This window comes from Vibrio plantisponsor, assembly GCF_013041605.1.
GTDB lineage: Bacteria > Pseudomonadota > Gammaproteobacteria > Enterobacterales > Vibrionaceae > Vibrio > Vibrio plantisponsor.
The window spans coordinates 14,473-32,383 of sequence record NZ_JABEQC010000004.1 but is presented as its reverse complement, the minus strand read 5'-3'; the positions used below and the strand labels follow the sequence as shown (position 1 = coordinate 32,383).

17 protein-coding genes are annotated in these 17,911 nt (G+C 41.1%); 9 read left to right on the top strand and 8 right to left on the bottom strand.

Going from position 1 to position 17,911, the window contains the following annotated elements:
• Positions 1 to 72 precede the first annotated feature (72 nt).
• Complete coding sequence (locus tag HKI82_RS07030) at positions 73 to 471, bottom strand: NUDIX hydrolase (RefSeq protein WP_102942510.1); 399 nt, start codon at positions 469 to 471, stop codon at positions 73 to 75.
• 416 nt (positions 472 to 887) lie between these two features.
• Here HKI82_RS07030 and HKI82_RS07025 point away from each other — a divergent pair, with 416 nt between their 5' ends.
• Together HKI82_RS07025 and HKI82_RS07020 are read left to right on the top strand one after the other, a co-directional pair.
• On the top strand, positions 888 to 1,997 hold the full coding sequence (locus tag HKI82_RS07025; RefSeq protein WP_171137598.1) for a response regulator: 1,110 nt from the start codon (positions 888 to 890) through the stop codon (positions 1,995 to 1,997).
• 6 nt (positions 1,998 to 2,003) lie between these two features.
• The gene (locus tag HKI82_RS07020; protein ID WP_171137597.1) at positions 2,004 to 4,457 is read left to right on the top strand and encodes a sensor histidine kinase; all 2,454 of its coding nucleotides are present in this window, start codon (positions 2,004 to 2,006) and stop codon (positions 4,455 to 4,457) included.
• A 102-nt stretch (positions 4,458 to 4,559) separates the two neighbouring features.
• Here the strand turns inward: HKI82_RS07020 and HKI82_RS07015 are convergent, their stop codons facing one another.
• The 3 genes from HKI82_RS07015 to HKI82_RS07005 form a co-directional block, all read right to left on the bottom strand.
• A complete protein-coding gene (locus tag HKI82_RS07015; RefSeq protein ID WP_102942513.1) occupies positions 4,560 to 4,901 on the bottom strand; it encodes a DMT family transporter in 342 nt (113 codons plus the stop codon).
• Between the two features lie 125 nt (positions 4,902 to 5,026).
• On the bottom strand, positions 5,027 to 5,230 hold the full coding sequence (gene nqrM, locus HKI82_RS07010) for a (Na+)-NQR maturation NqrM (RefSeq protein ID WP_171137596.1): 204 nt from the start codon (positions 5,228 to 5,230) through the stop codon (positions 5,027 to 5,029).
• A gap of 15 nt (positions 5,231 to 5,245) precedes the next feature.
• Positions 5,246 to 5,713 carry a NifB/NifX family molybdenum-iron cluster-binding protein gene (locus HKI82_RS07005; RefSeq protein WP_102942515.1) on the bottom strand — a complete coding sequence of 156 codons (468 nt, stop codon included), beginning with the start codon at positions 5,711 to 5,713 and terminating at the stop codon, positions 5,246 to 5,248.
• A 531-nt stretch (positions 5,714 to 6,244) separates the two neighbouring features.
• Between HKI82_RS07005 and mglB the strand changes: the two genes are divergently transcribed.
• From mglB to HKI82_RS06985, 4 genes are all read left to right on the top strand, one after another.
• The gene (gene mglB, locus HKI82_RS07000; protein ID WP_102942516.1) at positions 6,245 to 7,219 is read left to right on the top strand and encodes a galactose/glucose ABC transporter substrate-binding protein MglB; all 975 of its coding nucleotides are present in this window, start codon (positions 6,245 to 6,247) and stop codon (positions 7,217 to 7,219) included.
• Between the two features lie 142 nt (positions 7,220 to 7,361).
• Entirely contained in the window at positions 7,362 to 8,870 is a 1,509-nt protein-coding gene (gene mglA / locus HKI82_RS06995) for a galactose/methyl galactoside ABC transporter ATP-binding protein MglA (RefSeq protein ID WP_102942517.1), read from the top strand.
• Positions 8,871 to 8,880: 10 nt separating this feature from the next.
• The gene (mglC, locus tag HKI82_RS06990; RefSeq protein ID WP_102942518.1) at positions 8,881 to 9,888 is read left to right on the top strand and encodes a galactose/methyl galactoside ABC transporter permease MglC; all 1,008 of its coding nucleotides are present in this window, start codon (positions 8,881 to 8,883) and stop codon (positions 9,886 to 9,888) included.
• A 371-nt stretch (positions 9,889 to 10,259) separates the two neighbouring features.
• Positions 10,260 to 11,828, top strand: a complete 1,569-nt coding sequence (locus tag HKI82_RS06985) for an ABC-F family ATP-binding cassette domain-containing protein (RefSeq protein ID WP_171137595.1) — start codon at positions 10,260 to 10,262, stop codon at positions 11,826 to 11,828.
• Positions 11,829 to 11,892: 64 nt separating this feature from the next.
• Here HKI82_RS06985 and HKI82_RS06980 read toward each other — a convergent pair whose 3' ends face one another.
• Positions 11,893 to 12,714, bottom strand: a complete 822-nt coding sequence (locus HKI82_RS06980) for a transporter substrate-binding domain-containing protein (protein ID WP_171137594.1) — start codon at positions 12,712 to 12,714, stop codon at positions 11,893 to 11,895.
• Between the two features lie 333 nt (positions 12,715 to 13,047).
• Here HKI82_RS06980 and HKI82_RS20650 point away from each other — a divergent pair, with 333 nt between their 5' ends.
• From HKI82_RS20650 to HKI82_RS06965, 3 genes are all read left to right on the top strand, one after another.
• Positions 13,048 to 13,887, top strand: a complete 840-nt coding sequence (locus HKI82_RS20650; RefSeq protein WP_171137593.1) for an AraC family transcriptional regulator — start codon at positions 13,048 to 13,050, stop codon at positions 13,885 to 13,887.
• A gap of 49 nt (positions 13,888 to 13,936) precedes the next feature.
• Positions 13,937 to 14,578, top strand: coding sequence for a LysE family translocator (locus HKI82_RS06970; RefSeq protein WP_171137592.1), 642 nt, complete (start codon positions 13,937 to 13,939; stop codon positions 14,576 to 14,578).
• A 192-nt stretch (positions 14,579 to 14,770) separates the two neighbouring features.
• Positions 14,771 to 15,124 carry a hypothetical protein gene (locus HKI82_RS06965; RefSeq protein ID WP_102942523.1) on the top strand — a complete coding sequence of 118 codons (354 nt, stop codon included), beginning with the start codon at positions 14,771 to 14,773 and terminating at the stop codon, positions 15,122 to 15,124.
• Positions 15,125 to 15,200: 76 nt separating this feature from the next.
• On the opposite strand, the gene HKI82_RS06960 is transcribed toward HKI82_RS06965, so the two are convergent.
• The 3 genes from HKI82_RS06960 to HKI82_RS06950 all read right to left on the bottom strand — a co-directional run bounded on the left by HKI82_RS06960 (position 15,201) and on the right by HKI82_RS06950 (position 17,785).
• Entirely contained in the window at positions 15,201 to 15,638 is a 438-nt protein-coding gene (locus tag HKI82_RS06960; protein WP_171137591.1) for a DUF3859 domain-containing protein, read from the bottom strand.
• A 145-nt stretch (positions 15,639 to 15,783) separates the two neighbouring features.
• Positions 15,784 to 17,424: a phosphoethanolamine transferase gene (locus HKI82_RS06955; RefSeq protein WP_171137590.1), complete on the bottom strand. Its 1,641-nt coding sequence runs from the start codon at positions 17,422 to 17,424 to the stop codon at positions 15,784 to 15,786.
• 4 nt (positions 17,425 to 17,428) lie between these two features.
• Positions 17,429 to 17,785 (bottom strand): diacylglycerol kinase, encoded by a 357-nt coding sequence (locus HKI82_RS06950; protein WP_102942526.1) that lies wholly within the window; start codon positions 17,783 to 17,785, stop codon positions 17,429 to 17,431.
• Positions 17,786 to 17,911 lie beyond the last annotated feature (126 nt).

The following is a 17,911-nucleotide window of genomic DNA, read 5'->3' as shown; positions in this document are numbered from 1 at the left end:
TTTATATGAGCTTGGTTGTCAGTATCTCATAATGTATTGGGCTGTAAATGAATGTGCTATTTAGGTTAATGTTCAACCCACTAAGAACTGACTTACACGACCGACTTCTGCAAGAGCGATTCGGTCAGCTTCAGTTGCTACAGGCGCGTTATCAATTTCATACCAATCAACTGCGTCCGCTTCTAATGGAATAATTGCCCCTTGCCATTCAGTGATAACGTAATAGTGTAATAGCTGAAGTTCAATGGTTGGATGATAGAGTGAACATAGATATTTCGCATTTTTAGGTGTCACATCAAGTTCTTCTTTTAGTTCTCGTAATAACGCTTGCTGTTGAGTTTCACCAGCTTCTAAATGACCACCGGGTATTGCGATCATACCGGGGTCGGTTTCTTTTAACTTTGAGCGATGTTCCAATAGAACTTGTTTATCTTTCAACAGGATGAATGACACACATTCAAATACTTCCATTATCACTCCCACTTAATAATCCTTCGATTTGTTTGAAAGCATAGCATGATCATTCTGTGTCGAAGAGAGGGTTACAAAAAAAACGTGTTTACCGTTATTTGCTAAAAAAATTTATTAGGATCTTAAAACACAAAAATGTATTTGATCGAAAGAATGAACTACATAAAAGAGCTGTTTCTATATATTTGATTTGAATATTGAAAGAGTAATCGCTCTAAAATAAGTTCATTGTTTTTTTGGAATTAAAATAAGTAGATTTTGGTCACGACCTTTCTATATGATACGCGCTATATCTTGATATATAAGCAGTATCTAAAGTTAGTTATATTATTGTTTATATAGATTACTAAAATAATAATAAATTCATCTCGTCTAATGGCAATATTCTTATAATCAATAACTTAAGGACATTAGAGATGTACCATTCTGTTTCGTACACTCCGACATTGCTTGTCATAGATGATATCCCTGAGAATCTCAGCTTGATGTATAAGCTGCTAAAAGATGATTACAAAGTTAAAGGTGCCAATAGCGGAGACAAAGGTCTAACAATCGCCGCTAACGATAAGCCAGACTTAATTTTGCTTGATGTCATGATGCCCGAGATGGATGGTTTTGAAGTTTGTTCGTATTTAAAATCAAATCCTTCAACTAAAGATATCCCCGTTATATTTATTACTGCAAAGAACGAGAGCATTGATGAGCGTAAAGGGCTTGAGTTGGGTGCTGTTGATTACATCACCAAACCGATTGTGCCTGAAATTGTTAAAGCTCGGGTTAAAGCTCATTTATCTTTGAAAATGGCATCTGATCTCCTCAAAGGAGAAAATGAGTCATTAGAAAAAGAGGTTCAGAAAAGAACTCAGGAAAGCATTGAACAAATCGAAGAGTTGCATGCCATTCAGAATATCGCCTTTAATGCCATGATTTCGCTTGCGGAGACGCGTGATAACGAAACTGGCAATCATATTCGACGTACACAGTTCTACATTAAGCTTTTGGCAGAACGGCTATGCCAAGAGCCTAGCTATGCTAATCAATTGGACGACAATACCATCAATTTGCTTTTCAAATCGGCACCTCTACACGACATAGGTAAAATAGGCATTCCAGATCATATCTTGATGAAGAAAGGAAAGCTGACAGAGGAAGAGTTTGAGATTATGAAAACTCATACCACGATAGGTTTTGAAGCGCTCAACAGGGCCGAAGAGAGCAACGGAAAAGAGATGAGTTTTCTTCGTGTCGGCAAAGAAATCGCACACTCACATCACGAAAAATGGGATGGTTCTGGTTATCCGCAAGGGCTATCTGGTAAAGACATTCCACTTTCGGCACGACTGATGGCAATTGTTGATGTTTATGATGCCTTGATCAGTAAACGCATTTATAAACCTGCCTTTACTCATGATGAAGCCATCAAAATGATTTTAGATGAGAGAGGTGCTCATTTTGACCCAACCATCGTCGATGCTTTCATGGATATTCAACAAGATATCCATTCGATTGCCTTACTTTACGCGTGATCTGCTATGAATAGAGAAAACCAATTAAGCGTACAAGCATGGGTCTGGCGCTCTATGGTCAAAACCGGAATCATACCTTTGATTCTGGTTGAACTTCTGTTAGTTACCATTTATCTGATCAGTAACCATTTCATCAGTTCGGACAACATGAACTACATACGTGCTCAGGTTGATAATGAACTCTATATTGCTTCCACTATGGAAAGTGATGTAGTGCGAGAGCGTATAAATTCAGTTTCTCGACTTGCTGAAATATACAGGAACGAAACTCAACGGGTTCTCGCTGAAGAAATTCATCCCGATGACGTGGATATGTCAAATTTGGCATTCAGTGATAACGGTGTTTTACACAGCAAAGATGATAAAGGTGGTTCGGCCACCTTTTATTCAGCCTTCACAGAAAATAATGAGAAGGATTTGGATAAAATATTCAAGCTCGCCAAATTAGACTCTTTAATGAAAGAGATTAAAAACAGCGATCCATTTATTGCCGCCGTTTATTTCAATAGTTGGGATTCTTACAATCATATCTATCCTTGGTTTCAGACGTTAGAGCAGTATCCGGCGGATATGAATATCCCAGAATACAATTTCTATTACTTGGCTACCGACAAATATAACCCAGAACGAAAGGTCGTTTGGACTGATGTTTATATTGATCCCGCAGGGCAGGGTTGGATGACATCAGCGATTGCGCCTGTGTATAACGGTGACACATTGGAAGGTGTTATCGGTATTGATATTACTGTGGAGACTATTGTTACTAACATTCAAAATTTGATTGTTCCTTGGAACGGCTATGCCATCCTTGCAAACAGTGAAGGTACAATCATGGCGCTGCCTCCCAAAGGAGAGAAAGATTTTAATATCAAGGAACTGAAACAACATCACTATGACAGTGCAGTCACACAGGAGATATTCAAGCCTGAGGACTTTAACCTGTTTAAAAGAATAGATACAAAAGCATTGCAGCCTCAATTTGATGCTCAGAATCAGGGGTTAACTAAATTGGTGCTTAACAATGAAAACAAGTTGGTCTCTTGGGTAACCATTCCAGAAACAAACTGGAAAGTGCTGTTCGTTGTTGATGAAAATGAAATGTACCGTGAATCGATGGCGTTGAAAGATAAGTACCAGGGCATCGGTTACATCATGATTATGGGGTTGATTGGCTTCTATATCCTGTTCCTCGCTTTTACCTGGATGGTATCTAAGCGAATGAGCGAAACCATCGCTGCACCACTAGCTCAAATTAGAAATATGTTTAACAAGATGAGTTCGGGCAACTTCGATGTTTCTCATGAACAATTTAACCTCAAAGAACTCAATGACACGGCCAATGCAACCATAATAATGGGCAGTCGCTTAGGTAAGTTAACCAATGAACTGAAAACAGCAAAGATAGAGGCCGAAGAAGCGAATATTGCCAAGAGTCAGTTTATTTCTAATATCAGTCATGAAATCAGAACACCGATGAACTCAATCTTGGCTCTGTCAGATATGTTGCTTGCAAGCAGCGTTAATAACGATCAACGTGATTCTCTAACCAGAATCAAAAAATCAGGTGAGCACTTATTATTGGTTATCAACGATGTTTTGGACTTATCAAAAATTGAATCGGGACACCTAAACATTGAGAAAATACCATTTAGTCTTTATTCCATTGCTCAAGACGTGTACGAACTGTTTGAAGCAAAAGTGACGACCAAAGGATTGGAATTTAATGTCGATGTAGAGGAAAACATTCCGACATTGATAGGCGACCCGCTACGTATAAAGCAAGTTCTACTGAATTTTCTCAGCAACGCCGTTAAGTTTACCTCGCAGGGCAATATCAACATTAACATTTACGTAGCGGCAACCCATGCGGACAAAAAGCAAGTTCGTATTGAAGTCACTGATACTGGGATTGGGTTGACGAGTGAAGAACAACAAAAGATCTTCGAAAGCTTTCAGCAAGCCGATGCTTCAACCACTCGAAAATACGGTGGTACAGGTCTGGGGCTGACAATCTCTAGAAGTATCGCTCAACTGATGGGGGGAGAAATCGGCGTTGAAAGCAAAACAGGAGAGGGAAGTACTTTCTGGTTCGAAGTTACCTTAGATGTGAATCTTGATACCAATCCTGAGCAGCTCAATGATTCCATGCGGTTAAGCAATCACGATTGCAGAACCCAATATCAAGAGTCTGATACTGAAACATTGGAAGATGTCGATTTGGAACAGTTAATTGAAAAACTTAACTTTCTGAATCAGCTACTGAATGACAACAACCTTGCAGCTGAAGATTACTTCCTGCAGCAAAAACCTTACTTTGACAAAGTTGTACCGAATTGTAGTAATCAGTTGGCCGCGTTTATTTCAAATTGCGACTATACCAGTGCACTTGCTGCTACGGACAGAATTGAGAAATCGTTAAAAGATAAGGGATTCGTTAAAAGAGAAGGACTTGATGAGTAACGATTACCGTTAAGAACCTTCTGCGTATAATAAAAGGCAGTGACTGAAATAACCGTTACTGCCTTTCTATTGATTGCTGATGGTCTGTTACTTTTATAGCGGTTAATGGTTTACTGATGTTGAATAAACATTAATGATCACTGTTCCCATCAATATAAAACTCATGCCGACAATGGCGTAAACATCGAGTTTTTGCCCATAGACAAGCCAAGATATACTGGCAACCAGAACTATCCCGACACCGCACCAAATAGCGTAAGCGATGCCTAAAGACATAGCGTGAACCGTAACCGATAAAAAGTAGAAGGCGAGAGCATAAGTAATCAGTACACCCACTGTAACAAAGACAGAAGTGAACTGATTGGTTTTAGGTAAATACGATGTCGCGAGGACTTCTAACAAAATAGCGATCATTAATGTCGCGAGTGGAGGCAGAGCAAGCATAACTGTTCCGGTGAAATTAAGAGGTTGTTGCGTGAATAGTATGCCTACAATGTTGCGGTTTTCTTAATCTAGAGAAGCAAATATTCAGACTCTGCCATTACCTCGGATATAGTTGCCATGACTTGTTAACGCTTTGGTTTTGGTTCTTTAATCGTGTAAAGCTTTGTCTGATGCTCTTCGCATTTCGTTTCACAATTACACACTTTGTCCACGCCCACATTTGACAGACCACCACAGCTACCTTGTATCGGTTTTCGTTTCGCCATAACGCCAAGCGTCATCAGGACAATAAAAATAATAAAAGCGCCGAAGGTGATTAGATAGATCATAGTGGCTATCTCCGCTTAGTGATGAATGCATTTGAGATTGCTTATAGTCTCAGCATCAAGTTGGTTTTTGTTAGGAGCCAGTTTAGACGCTGTGATAGTTTGTTTGCCTATACAACAAGTATGGACCTTATTTCGTTTATTGACGGAAGGTTTTGCGTAAGCTAAGTCCTCAACGGGTATCAGCTGAGAGAAGTCCAATGCATGAATATCAGCACCTCTGTTAAGGCGGAATACTTTTATTCCCTGATCAAATAAAGTTGAAAGCATCGCTTCACCGATGTTTTTAATAATCACAGCTCCAACATTATGAGCAGTGAATAGAGAAAGCATCTGAGTCTTCTTGCCACAGGTTTTTGCCTTTATCGTAGGCGTCAAATCGACGATTTGTTCTTGCTTTGTAACATCATCTAAAAGCAAGAACTGAGGTGCTTTCGAATAGTGATTAAACAGCTTGTCGTTACAGATAGGGATAGCGTATTTCATAAAATTGTCCTCACGAGTAAATGACCTTCCCCGTTAAATGAAGATTTTACAGAGTTGTTAAATCTTCACATGATTTGACATGTAAAACAGGGGATAAAGAGGATAGTGAACTCATAAATGGCATATGCCAATTATTTTAAGTGCAATTTAAGTATTCAAATTTTGTTCATTTACAGGTATAACAAGGACCTCGGCGTTATCGTCTTCAAAAATCCTGCATCTTATGTGGATGATTTATATGTGATTAATTGTGTTCATATATGAATCAAATGCTATCGAAATGTGATCTGTATTACCCCTAAAACGCGAAATAGGTCTCGCTGTTACACTATGTTACGTACGAGGTCTGTTTTTGCATGTGGCCTCAAACAATTTAAACAAACCGTTACAATTGTTAATTAGCGCTAACAAAATCCTATCTAGCTCACACAATTCATCCTGTTAATCAATATACTTCAATGCGTAAACGTTTTCATTGGAATGGTAAACGTTTCCCTACACGTATATTAATAAGACAAATAGGACACTTACATGAGAAAGCTAACTGCACTTGCTATGCTAACTGCTGGTATGGGTTTCGCAACACAAACTCTAGCTGACACCACTTTGGGTTTCACAATCTACAAATACGATGACAACTTCATGTCTGTAGTTCGCCAAGCTATCGAAAAAGAAGCTGCTGGCGACAAAGACGTTCGTCTTCTAATGAACGACTCTCAAAACAGCCAATCAATGCAAAACGACCAAGTTGACGTTATGTTGGCTCGTGGCGTTCAAGCGCTTGCTATCAACCTTGTGGACCCAGCTGCAGCACCTTCTATTATCAGCAAAGCGAAAATTGATGACGTACCAGTTGTTTTCTACAACAAAGAACCAAGTGCAGCAGCACTAGCAAGCTACGATAAAGCTTACTATGTAGGTACTGACTCTAAAGAATCAGGCGTTATCCAAGGCGACCTAATCGCACAACACTGGAAAGCGAACAAGTCTTGGGACAAAAACGGTGATGGCGTTCTTCAATACGTAATGCTGAAAGGTGAACCAGGTCACCCAGATGCTGAAGCTCGTACTACTTACTCTGTTAAGCAAATCAACGAGAACGGTATCAAGACTGAAGAGCTTCACATGGATACTGGTATGTGGGATACCGCAATGGCTAAAGATAAAATGGATGCATGGTTATCTGGCCCTAACGGTAGCAAAATCGAAGTTGTTATCGCAAACAACGACGGTATGGCAATGGGTGCAATCGAAGCACTACGTGGCGCTGGTCAAAAAATCCCAGTATTCGGTGTTGACGCTCTAGCTGAAGCTCTAGCTCTAGTTAAGTCTGGCGAAATGGCTGGTACTGTACTAAACGATGCAACTTCTCAAGCGAAAGCAACATTTGAACTAGCTCGTAACCTAGCTGAAGGTAAATCAGCAACTGAAGGTACTCAGTGGGAAATGAAGGACAAAATTGTTCGCGTTCCTTACGTAGGTGTTGATAAATCAACTCTTGAGTAACAGACGTTATAATTAGGGGGCGCCCAGCCCCCTATATTTACCCGTTAATATCTTAATTAGTACTCATTAATTCTTAATTTAATAATTGATAGTTATTAATTGATATTTATTGGTTTCAAATTAAAAACAATTAAGTGATGCCATGGTAGATCAAACACATGAATTCCTGTTAGAGATGACAGGGGTGAGTAAATCATTTCCAGGTGTAAAGGCATTAGATAAAGTTAATTTAAAAGTTCGACCGCATTCAATTCACGCATTAATGGGTGAAAATGGCGCGGGTAAATCGACGCTATTAAAATGTCTATTTGGAATTTACGAAAAAGATGAAGGCGATATTATTTTCTTAGGAAAACATATTAACTTCTCCTCTTCTAAAGAAGCATTAGAATCTGGCGTGTCCATGGTTCACCAAGAATTAAACCAGGTTAAACAATGTTCAGTAATGGATAATATCTGGCTTGGTCGCTATCCAAAGAAAGGCTTATTTGTTGATCACGATAAAATGTATCGCGACACAAAAGCTATTTTCGAAGAGCTAGATATTAATATTGATCCACGAGTTAAAGTTGCGACTTTATCTGTGTCTCAAATGCAGATGTTAGAAATTGCGAAAGCATTCTCTTACGATGCAAAAATAGTGATCATGGACGAGCCAACTTCTTCTCTAACAGAAAAAGAAGTTAATCACTTATTTACCATTATCAATAAGCTGAAGGATAAAGGCTGTGGTGTGGTATATATCTCTCACAAAATGGAAGAGATTTTCTCTATCTGTGATGAAATTACCATTCTACGTGATGGTCAATGGGTAGATACACGCCCACTGAAAGGCCTAGATATGGATAAGATCATCGCGATGATGGTTGGTCGTGAACTGACTCACCGTTTCCCTGAGAAGACGAACGTTCCTAAGGAAGTCATCCTAGAGGTTAAGAACCTTACAGCGTTGAACCAGCCTTCGATTCAAGATATTTCGTTCGAGCTGAGAGCGGGGGAAATTCTCGGTGTTGCTGGACTTGTTGGTTCACGTCGTACAGATATCGTTGAAACAATTTTCGGTATTCGCGAAAGAAGTGATGGGCATATTCTTCTTCACGGTCGTGAAATGAAAAACCGCGATGCACATGAAGCTATTCGCAATGGTTTCGCATTGGTAACTGAAGAACGTCGTTCAACAGGTATTTACGGTAACCTTGATATTACTTTTAACTCACTGGTTGCAAACGTTGATGAGTATAAAACGAAAACTGGTTTGTTAAGTAATAAAAAGATGAAGAGTGATACTCAGTGGGTAATTGATTCGATGAGTGTTAAAACACCAACGCATCAAACTCAAATTGGGTCACTATCAGGTGGTAACCAACAAAAAGTTATTATTGGACGCTGGTTATTAACTCAGCCGGAAATATTAATGTTGGATGAACCAACTCGTGGTATCGACGTGGGTGCGAAATTTGAAATTTACCAACTAATGTTGGAACTCGCGAAGAAAAATAAAGGAATCATTATGATTTCTTCTGAAATGCCAGAGTTATTAGGTACTACCGATCGAATTTTAGTAATGAGTAACGGCCGCGCAGCGGGAATCGTGAATACTAAAGAAACCACTCAGACTGAAATATTAGAGCTAGCCTCTCGTTACCTCTAGGGAAACTATTATGGATGCTGTTAAGTCATTTGCATTAAAGCACTTAAAAGAAGGTGCAATTTACGCGGTTCTGTTTATTTTATTAGCGGTTATCGTTATTCAAGAACCATCATTTTTAAGTTTACGAAATTTAAGTAACATTTTAACTCAGTCATCAGTTCGCGTAATTATCGCGCTTGGTGTTGCGGGTCTTATCGTTACACAGGGTACCGACTTATCTGCAGGTCGTCAGGTTGGTTTGGCTGCGGTTATATCGGCAACCTTGCTACAGTCGATTGAAAACGTTAACAAAGTATTCCCAAGTATTGGTGATGTGCCAATCGTAGCGGTTATCCTTTGTGTATGTTTCATTGGTGCAATTATCGGTCTAGTGAACGGTGTGATCGTTGCTTACTTGAAAGTAACACCTTTCATCGCAACACTGGGTACTATGATCATCGTTTATGGTATTAACTCTCTTTACTACGACGCAGTAGGTGCATCACCAATCGCGGGCTTTGACGAGCGTTTCACGGCATTCACTCAAGGCTTTATCCGAATAGGTGGTTTCCGATTCTCGTACATAACCTTCTACGCCATTATCGCTGTAATATTCATGTGGGTTCTTTGGAACAAGACGGTATTCGGCAAAAACATCTTCGCTGTAGGTGGTAACCCAGAAGCTGCAAAAGTATCAGGTGTTAACGTACCAATGACTTTACTAAAAGTGTACGCACTTTCAGGTGTCTTCTATGCCTTCGGTGGTATGTTAGAAGCGGGTCGTATCGGTAGTGCAACCAACAACTTAGGTTTCTTGTACGAACTTGATGCAATCGCAGCCTGTGTGGTAGGTGGTGTGTCATTCGCTGGTGGTGTTGGTAGTATCGCAGGTGTTGTAACGGGTGTTCTTATCTTCACCGTTATCAACTATGGTATGACTTACATCGGTGTTAGCCCTTACTGGCAGTACATCATCAAAGGTTCAATCATCGTATTCGCTGTAGCATTAGACTCAATGAAGTACGCAAACAAGAAGTAAGATTAATCTTCGATTCGTACATAGCGCTGCCTTGGCAGCGCTTTTTTTATTTAAACAAAGATAACCCAGTTCAATAAAACGGCACATAAGTACTGAGGCAAAGAGTCGCTTTCTTGACTCAGCTTGTCTAAATGCACTAATCTACGCCCATCACTTCTGTAGGAGATTACGCCAATATGAATAACTAAACCTGTTATCCATTTTTCATTTTATTTTTTGGATTCACAGGGTTAGTAGGCGTAGCTCACTTTCCGATATTTTATTGCGACCATGTTTTAGGCAAATACCTTGCCTGAATCTTAGTGTTTGCAACGATTTCATCTCTAGATATTTATGCTACGGCCTTGTCCCTGTTAGACAGGAGGCAACGTATGCCAGTTTTACAAGCAAATAATTTAAGCTTTCAATTTGATAACGGAGAGGTGTTGTTTCAGCAGGTCTCATGTTCTATGACGAAGCAACGTGTTGGGTTGGTCGGGCGCAATGGTATCGGAAAATCGATACTCGCATCGTTGTTGTGCGGAGAGAAACAACCCTCCAGTGGCAGAGTATCAACACCTAAATCTTACGCAGTTTATCGTCAGCAACCCTCTCATTTGTTATCGGGCGATTTCACCATTGCGCAGTTTTTAGCTAAAGACAACATACTGGAAGCTCTTAAGCAGATTCAATCTGGGGATTGCTCTGAGCACTGGTTCGACATTATCGGTGAACAGTGGGACATTTCAGAACGTCTCAGTCAGCAACTCAAGGATTTGGGTTTACCACCAGAGCCAGAGTTTCCTTGTGCGCAACTCAGTGGCGGGCAGTTAGCCCGCTTACAACTTTGGCAACTGCTGGAAAGTGACGCTGAGTTGTTAATTCTTGATGAGCCATCAAACCACCTTGATAGCGATGCAAAGCAGTGGTTAATTGACTCAATGCGCGTTTTCGAAGGCGCTATTTTGCTTATCAGCCATGACCGCGAGTTACTCCGGGAAATGGAAGAAATTTGGGAGCTGTCAGGGTTAGGTTTGCAGGTGTTCGGTGGCAATTACGATAATTACTCTGAACAGAAGCGAATCGAGCTGCAAGCTGTAGAGAGACAACTCGCGAGTGTTGATAAGCAGAAAAAGAAACTAGAAGAACAAGCACAGCGAAATCGGGAAAAGGCGGAACAAAGAGCAGCACAAGGCAACAGGCTGCGGAAAGAGGGCAGTCAGCCTAAAATTTTACTTGATGGTAAGAAAGACAAAGCAACGGCGAGAGCAGCAAATCGCAATAAAAATGAGCAGCAACGTCAAACTTATCTGCAAGAGAAAGAGCAGACATTGCAAGCGAGAAAAGAGACATTGAAAGCTCAAAAACTCCATCTGGCCGACAGCCAAAGTCGCTTGCGAAAAGTGGTGTCAGTGCTTGAAGGTGTATTGCCTTTTGGTTGCTCTCAGCCCATCACACTGCAAATTTTCGCCGATGACAAAATCCATCTCACCGGCAGAAATGGTTGTGGTAAATCTACCTTTTTGAAAACGCTATTAGGTCAGTTCTCACTTAGCCAAGGGGATCTGCAATTAAATACGCCCCTATATTATCTTGATCAGCACTTCGGAACGATTCACCGTGACTTGTCGGTGTTGGATAACTTGATGGAGTTGTGTCACGGTATCAAAGAGAGCGATGCCCGAACTTTACTTGCCGGGATTGGATTTCGTCGTGACAGTGTTTTTCGTCTAGGGAATACGCTTAGTGGTGGTGAAAAGATGAAGTTGGCCATGTTGATTGTTAGCCATCAACCAGAGCAGCCTTTGCTGTTGCTTGATGAGCCCGATAACCACCTCGATCTCGATTCGAAAATCATGCTTGCACAGGCTTTGTTGAGTTACCGAGGCGGCTTCATTCTCGTTAGCCATGATTATGACTTTGCCATTGAGTCAGGAGTGAATCGGGAAGTGAGTTTGTAAACTGAGAATTCCTGCAATCAACTAGCCAGAACTGCTTGGTAGTTGATTGCAGATTAATTTGTGTTTATTGAACGTTGTTAACCCACTTATCAGATTTGAACCATTTGTCATGGATACGTTGATAGGTGCCGTCACCTTTAATTTGACGCAGATAATTGTTCAGGAAGTTTAAGAAATCTGGGTCTCCCTGACGTATCGCCCAGCCTAGTGGTTCAAAAGTGAAGCTTTCATCTAGGTGTACAACAGTATCTTTGTGTTGTGCTTCGTACATAGCGTTGTAAGGAAAGTCATATACGAAAGCGTCTGCCTGGCCATTTGCAATTTGCAGTGCCGCATCCGCAGAGGTTTCGTAAAGGTCGATTTTTGCGTTGTATAAGTACTTTTTAGCTGCTTCAGCACCTGTAGTACCCATTTGGGTAGCCACTGTATATTGACCATCGTTTAGTTCACGGAAAGAGTGAACTTTGCCAGCCAGTTTAGGTGAAATTAGTATGGTCTGGCCAACTTCAATGTATGGATCAGCGAAGTTGGCACTTAAATTACGCTCCGGCGTGATCGTCATACCGCCGATAAAATCGCATTTTCCGGTCTTTAGAGCTGGAATAATGCCATCCCAAGCCGTATTTACTGGAACAAATTTAACGTTGATAGCGCGTGCCATCTGTTTGGCTAAATCGATATCAAATCCAACATAATTTCCATTTTTATCCGTCATTTCGAACGGGATATAACCCGACTCAAAACAGAATTTAAGCTCACCAGAGCTTAAAATTCCATTCAGTGCTGATTCAGCAGCGTTTGCATTTACTGGGGACAAAAGAGTGAAAAGCGCAACTGAAGAGGCAAATACACCTCGAACTTGTCGTTTAAAAGGTTTTAACTTCATTTTATACATCCAAATATTTTTTATTTTTCTATTGTTGTGTTTGATCTGAGAACGTCAGACGGTAAAGCCCATGAATGATGAAGAATTTACACGAATAATCAATACATTATTCTTTATAAGATATTCTTATTTTATTGCCGTCTGAGTGAGTGCCTACAAGGTATCACTAATGGCTGAAAAACTTGCTTTTGGGCTGAGAACTGCACAATGGAAGCTCAAATGTTTTTGGCGACGACTTAAATCTTCCTTTGGCGATCGCTAGCCTGATGATTGCGCTTAACGGTTCAGTGCAATACGATGAACAACAAGTTTGGATGTGGGGAGTAGCGAGTTGTGGCAGAGACTGTTCGAGATGTAAATCAGCGTTTTTGGAAGAATAAGGACATTCCCTATTTAACGATCCGCACCACTTGTAACAGTACACAGAGTTATAAAGCTCATAGTCATCGTGAATTATCGATTGGCATTATTGAGTCGGGCGAGACTCTGTTATCACTACCCAACGAAAATGTGGTTCTGAAAAATGGCGATATCATCCTAGTAGCACCGAATGTTGTTCATGCTTGTAATCCCTTAGCGAACAAGCCTCGCAGCTACCATATGCTGTATCTCGATGATGAATGGTGCTGTAAGGTTTTGTCTAAGATCTACGGATACGAGATTAAGCAATATCATTGTGAGCAAAAGTTGCATGCAGCGTTGCAGGGTAATCTCAATCTATCGGATTTGATTTTCAAGCTATTGAATAGTCCTAACAACGACGTTGTGGCAACGGTGGAGAGCAGTTTACTGAATATGGTTAGCCGTTACTGTGTGCCACAAACTCATAACGAAGACGAAAGTGAGTTAGTCGCACTGTTACGCGAGCGACTGCTTCAGGATATTGCTTGTGCGCCATCGCTGGATCTTGTTTCTCAGGAACTGGGTCGACCCAAAGAAACATTGATTAGACTATTCAAAAAGCAGCTTGCTATTACGCCCAAGTCATTTTTGAACAACAGTCGCATCGAAAAAGCGAAGATCTTACTTAAGTCAGGGATGAACATTGTTGATGTTGCAGCAGAAGTCGGTTTCTCAGACCAAAGTCAGTTACATCGTACATTCGTTAACTATACCGCCTCAACACCACGTCAATATCAGCAAGTAACGTCAATTTTCGACAATAATTGTTAAGTTGGAAAACCTATAGTCTGACGACAGTTTTGGCTATAGGTAAATATTCATGTCACTTTCAACGCTTTTCCCCGTCGCTTTTCCAGCATTGGCACTGGCTCACTTTGCTGCGCTTTTAAGCCCAGGACAAGACTTTTTCTTAATTGTTGGTCACTCAATTCGTCATAGATTGCAAGGCAGTCGGTTTATCTGCCTTGGCGTCGCTTTAGGCAATGCACTTTATATCGCATTAGCCATACTGGGCTGGACCAACATTCGGGACAATCAGCTGGTTTTTTCCTTCGTGGAAATTTTGGGGGCTATCTATCTTTTGTGGATAGGGCAACGGTTACTGAGAAGTCAAAAAACAGAGACACTAGTCGAGGCTGAACACGAACAGGAGAAAGCTCCATCGGCTATTAATCAGCTGTTCCTTGGTTTGAACTCAGCATTACTCAACCCAAAGAATGCTCTGTTCTACATGAGCCTAATGACCGTTATTCTGGGTAGTGAAGTTACATTGATTCAGCAAGTATCCTGCGGAGTATGGATGTTTTTTGCGGTTTTACTCTGGGATCTATTTATCGCATCTGCGATTGGGCGTCCACGAATTCAGATGCAACTCAAAGCGGTGATACACATTATAGAAAGAGTGGCTGGATTGGTGCTGATCTTCTTTGGAATAACGTTATTTGCTGGTTACTTAGCCTAACAATTCCATTGAGGTAGCGGTTAGTTATAGGGGGACGCTATCGAGCTTAAGACTGCCTATATCCCCTTTGTCTGAAGAACAAAGTAAAGTGTGCAATCATTGCCACTGGTTGAATAACATCAGGCGCTGTGTTCTATTGGAGCTGATAGAGAAACAGTTTCTTAACCGCTAACGAACATCGCCGAGGTTATTATGGCAATTACGAGTAAGTCAGATACTGAAATTTTACAGATAGCCATTCCTATGATTGACCATGTAGTTAAAGCATCCAATCAACGCAATTGGTCGCAGTTCTCTGCATACCAAACCGAGCAAGAAGCCAACGACCCCAACAATAAGGCCAGTGTTGAAAGGCAGTGGAGTGAGCAAAAATTTCTCACATCATTAAGCCTTGATAGGGACATTCTTGGTGTATTACGCAGAGAAGATGTTGCGATGATCGTATGGAAGCAAACCAGTACGGAAGTAGAAGGTGATTATTTGGCTATTTATTATCTGAAAGAGATCGACCAAGAAATAAAAGAAGTGGGATTCGTTATTAAATAACGTGACTATTCTTGGTCTCATTTCTCAGCTTTGCAAACGGTTTCAATATGCAAATGCTTAATATCTGAAAGCGAGGTTAAAACCCTCGCTTTTTCCAGAACTGTCCTTCATCGCGGGCAACAACTTTGAATGTCTTCTCGGCAATGGTTTTGCCTTCCATTTCTAGCGTCATGCGCCATTCGCCGTAGTTGCTCTCTAGTCCGTTAATCGGGCAGAGCACTTGAATCGTGTCGCCAAGATAGAAGTTCCAATCATTACTGCGAACATACACTTCACCATCAAATGGTGCCAAAATTTGTCCTTTCTTGTTGATAATGCCGGGATGGTAGATACAAAACTGAAGAAGCTGACCTTTGGCTTTTTTAATATTGACGATAAAACCAAATTCAATCTCTTCCTCTGCGGTAATCACCTGAGTGAACTCTTTAATCTTCGGCAGTTCTTTGGCTTTGGCATCCCAATGGGAATAGATACCATAGGAAGTCATTTCTATCACAGGTGTATGTTTTGCCACAGGCTTATGCTCGTTATATGAATGTGTGGCGATTCTACTTAATTACCGATTTGTGTTCAAACGAGGCCATGAGCGAAAAAGATAAGCAAAAAAAGCGCCCGTTGAAGGGCGCAAAGATAACACAGTGATAAACATCATTTATCAATCAAGAACGACAGCTAGCGAATAAATCCATATCAGGGTTGTAGGCGTTAGTGCTCACGTCCATGATGCCAAGCAACGAATGGAACACGTTATCTTGTGAGTACTGATGGCTTGTTGCGTTTTTCTTCAAACAATCTGTTTTTAGGTGCTTCTCTTGTTTAAAGCCATCAGACAGCCAAACAATAAGCGGCACATGGGTTTGGTTATTAGGTGCTAGGCCGTAAGGCATACCATGTAAAAACATGCCGTTTTCACCTAAGGACTCACCATGGTCAGAGATATAAACCAGGGCGGTGTTGTATTTGTCTTGTAATGCCTTCAACTTATCGATGGTTTGCGCTACTACGTAATCGGTATAAGCGATGGTGTTGTCGTACGTATTGACGATCTGATCAACACTACAGTTTTCGATATCGCTACGAGGGCAATCCGGTTGAAATGCTCCCATCTCTTTTGGATAGCGTTGGAAGTAAGTGGGACCATGGCTACCAATAAGATGCATCACCATCATGCGGTTGCCTTTTAACTCGGCCACTTTCTGGTCGAAGTTCTCCAGCATTGCCATGTCATAGCAGGTTTCGCCGTTACACATATCATCAACGCGCTTGCGGTTAACTTCGGTTTTCTTAATACGTTTAGCCACTTGTTTGTCGCCACCATCGTTTTCTTGCCAAGCGACGTCTACGCCTGCGTGGCTAAGAATGTCCAGAACGTTGTCTTGGTTGTCAGCTACATCACGACTAAAGCTGCCTTTGTCCATCGCCGAGAACATACAAGGTACTGAAACTGCAGTTGCTGTGCCACATGAGCTGACATCTTTAAATGAGATTACGTTTAGGTCTCGAGTGTATGGGTTAGTTGGGCGATCATAACCATTTAGCTCATAGTTGTATGAACGAGCAGTTTCACCCAACAAGAAGACAAACAGTGTCGGTTTGGACTCCGCAGCGGCTAATGCTTCTGGTGATTGCTTTGCATCTAGGCCAAGCTCTTTATAAATAATCGGCGTAGAGAAGTATTTCTGCTTAACAAATTTGGTTGTACTGTAAACAAATTGAGTCGGAATGATCAGCTTTTTCAAATAGCTATTGTTACGACCTACAGACGCATAATCTTGATAGTACATCATGGCAATCACACCAATAACCACCAAAGAGGCCATCATGGAGCCAAGCTTTCTCAAGGTGAAGTTTAGCCATGAGCGTGGCTTGCTGATTTTGGTAAACGCTAACAACGTTGCTGGCAGGAAGCCAAGTAGCGCAACCCAAACGAGAGAATAAAGACTTAAGTAAGAGCCGGCTTCGCTGGTATCGGTTTCAACAATATTGTTAATCATCTCTGTATCAAACAGCGTACCGTAGTTATAGCTCGCGTAGCTTACAAAGCTAGAGACAATGATTAATGTGATGAAGAAAGGTTTAGTAATATACGGCCAGCTAAATAGGTTGAACAAAAAGTTCAACGCGGCAGCGAAGAAAAATGGCAAAGAGATGATGAAGCCAATTTTTACGCTATCTAGCTTACCGAAAATACCGACCAGCGCAGAGTACACAGGTAGATTCATGACCAGCGCGAAAAAGGTGGCAAGTACTAAGGTGATACCAGCATAAGAAAGTGAGATGTTTGGTTTAGTCAGTTTCATCGTGTTACACCAAAATAATTAGCCAAGTAAAAGCAGCAAATGCCAAAGCAACAAACACCGCAGCCGAGCCAATATCTTTGGCGCGTCCGCTGAGTTCGTGTTTTTCACTACCAATGCGGTCAACTACAGCCTCTATCGCTGAGTTGAGGAGTTCTGCGAGCAAAACCAGTGTTAAAGAACCCACCATAGCGATGCGTTCCAGATTAGTGACAGGGAGAAAAAACAGACTGATGGTAAGCAGTGCAGAAGCCACCAATTCCTGACGGAATGCGGCTTCATTGATCCATGCAGCTTGAAGGCCTTTCAATGAATAGCCTGTTGCGAAAATAATGCGTTGAATACCTGTTCTACCTGGCTTCACGGTTTGTACCTCTGAGAGTATTTGTATCTATAGCGCAGATACTACGAGTACAAGCGTGAAATTTATGTCGACAAAAAATCGAAAACTCATCCTTAAGTTTATTTTCTTCAGACAAAAAAAAGCCCA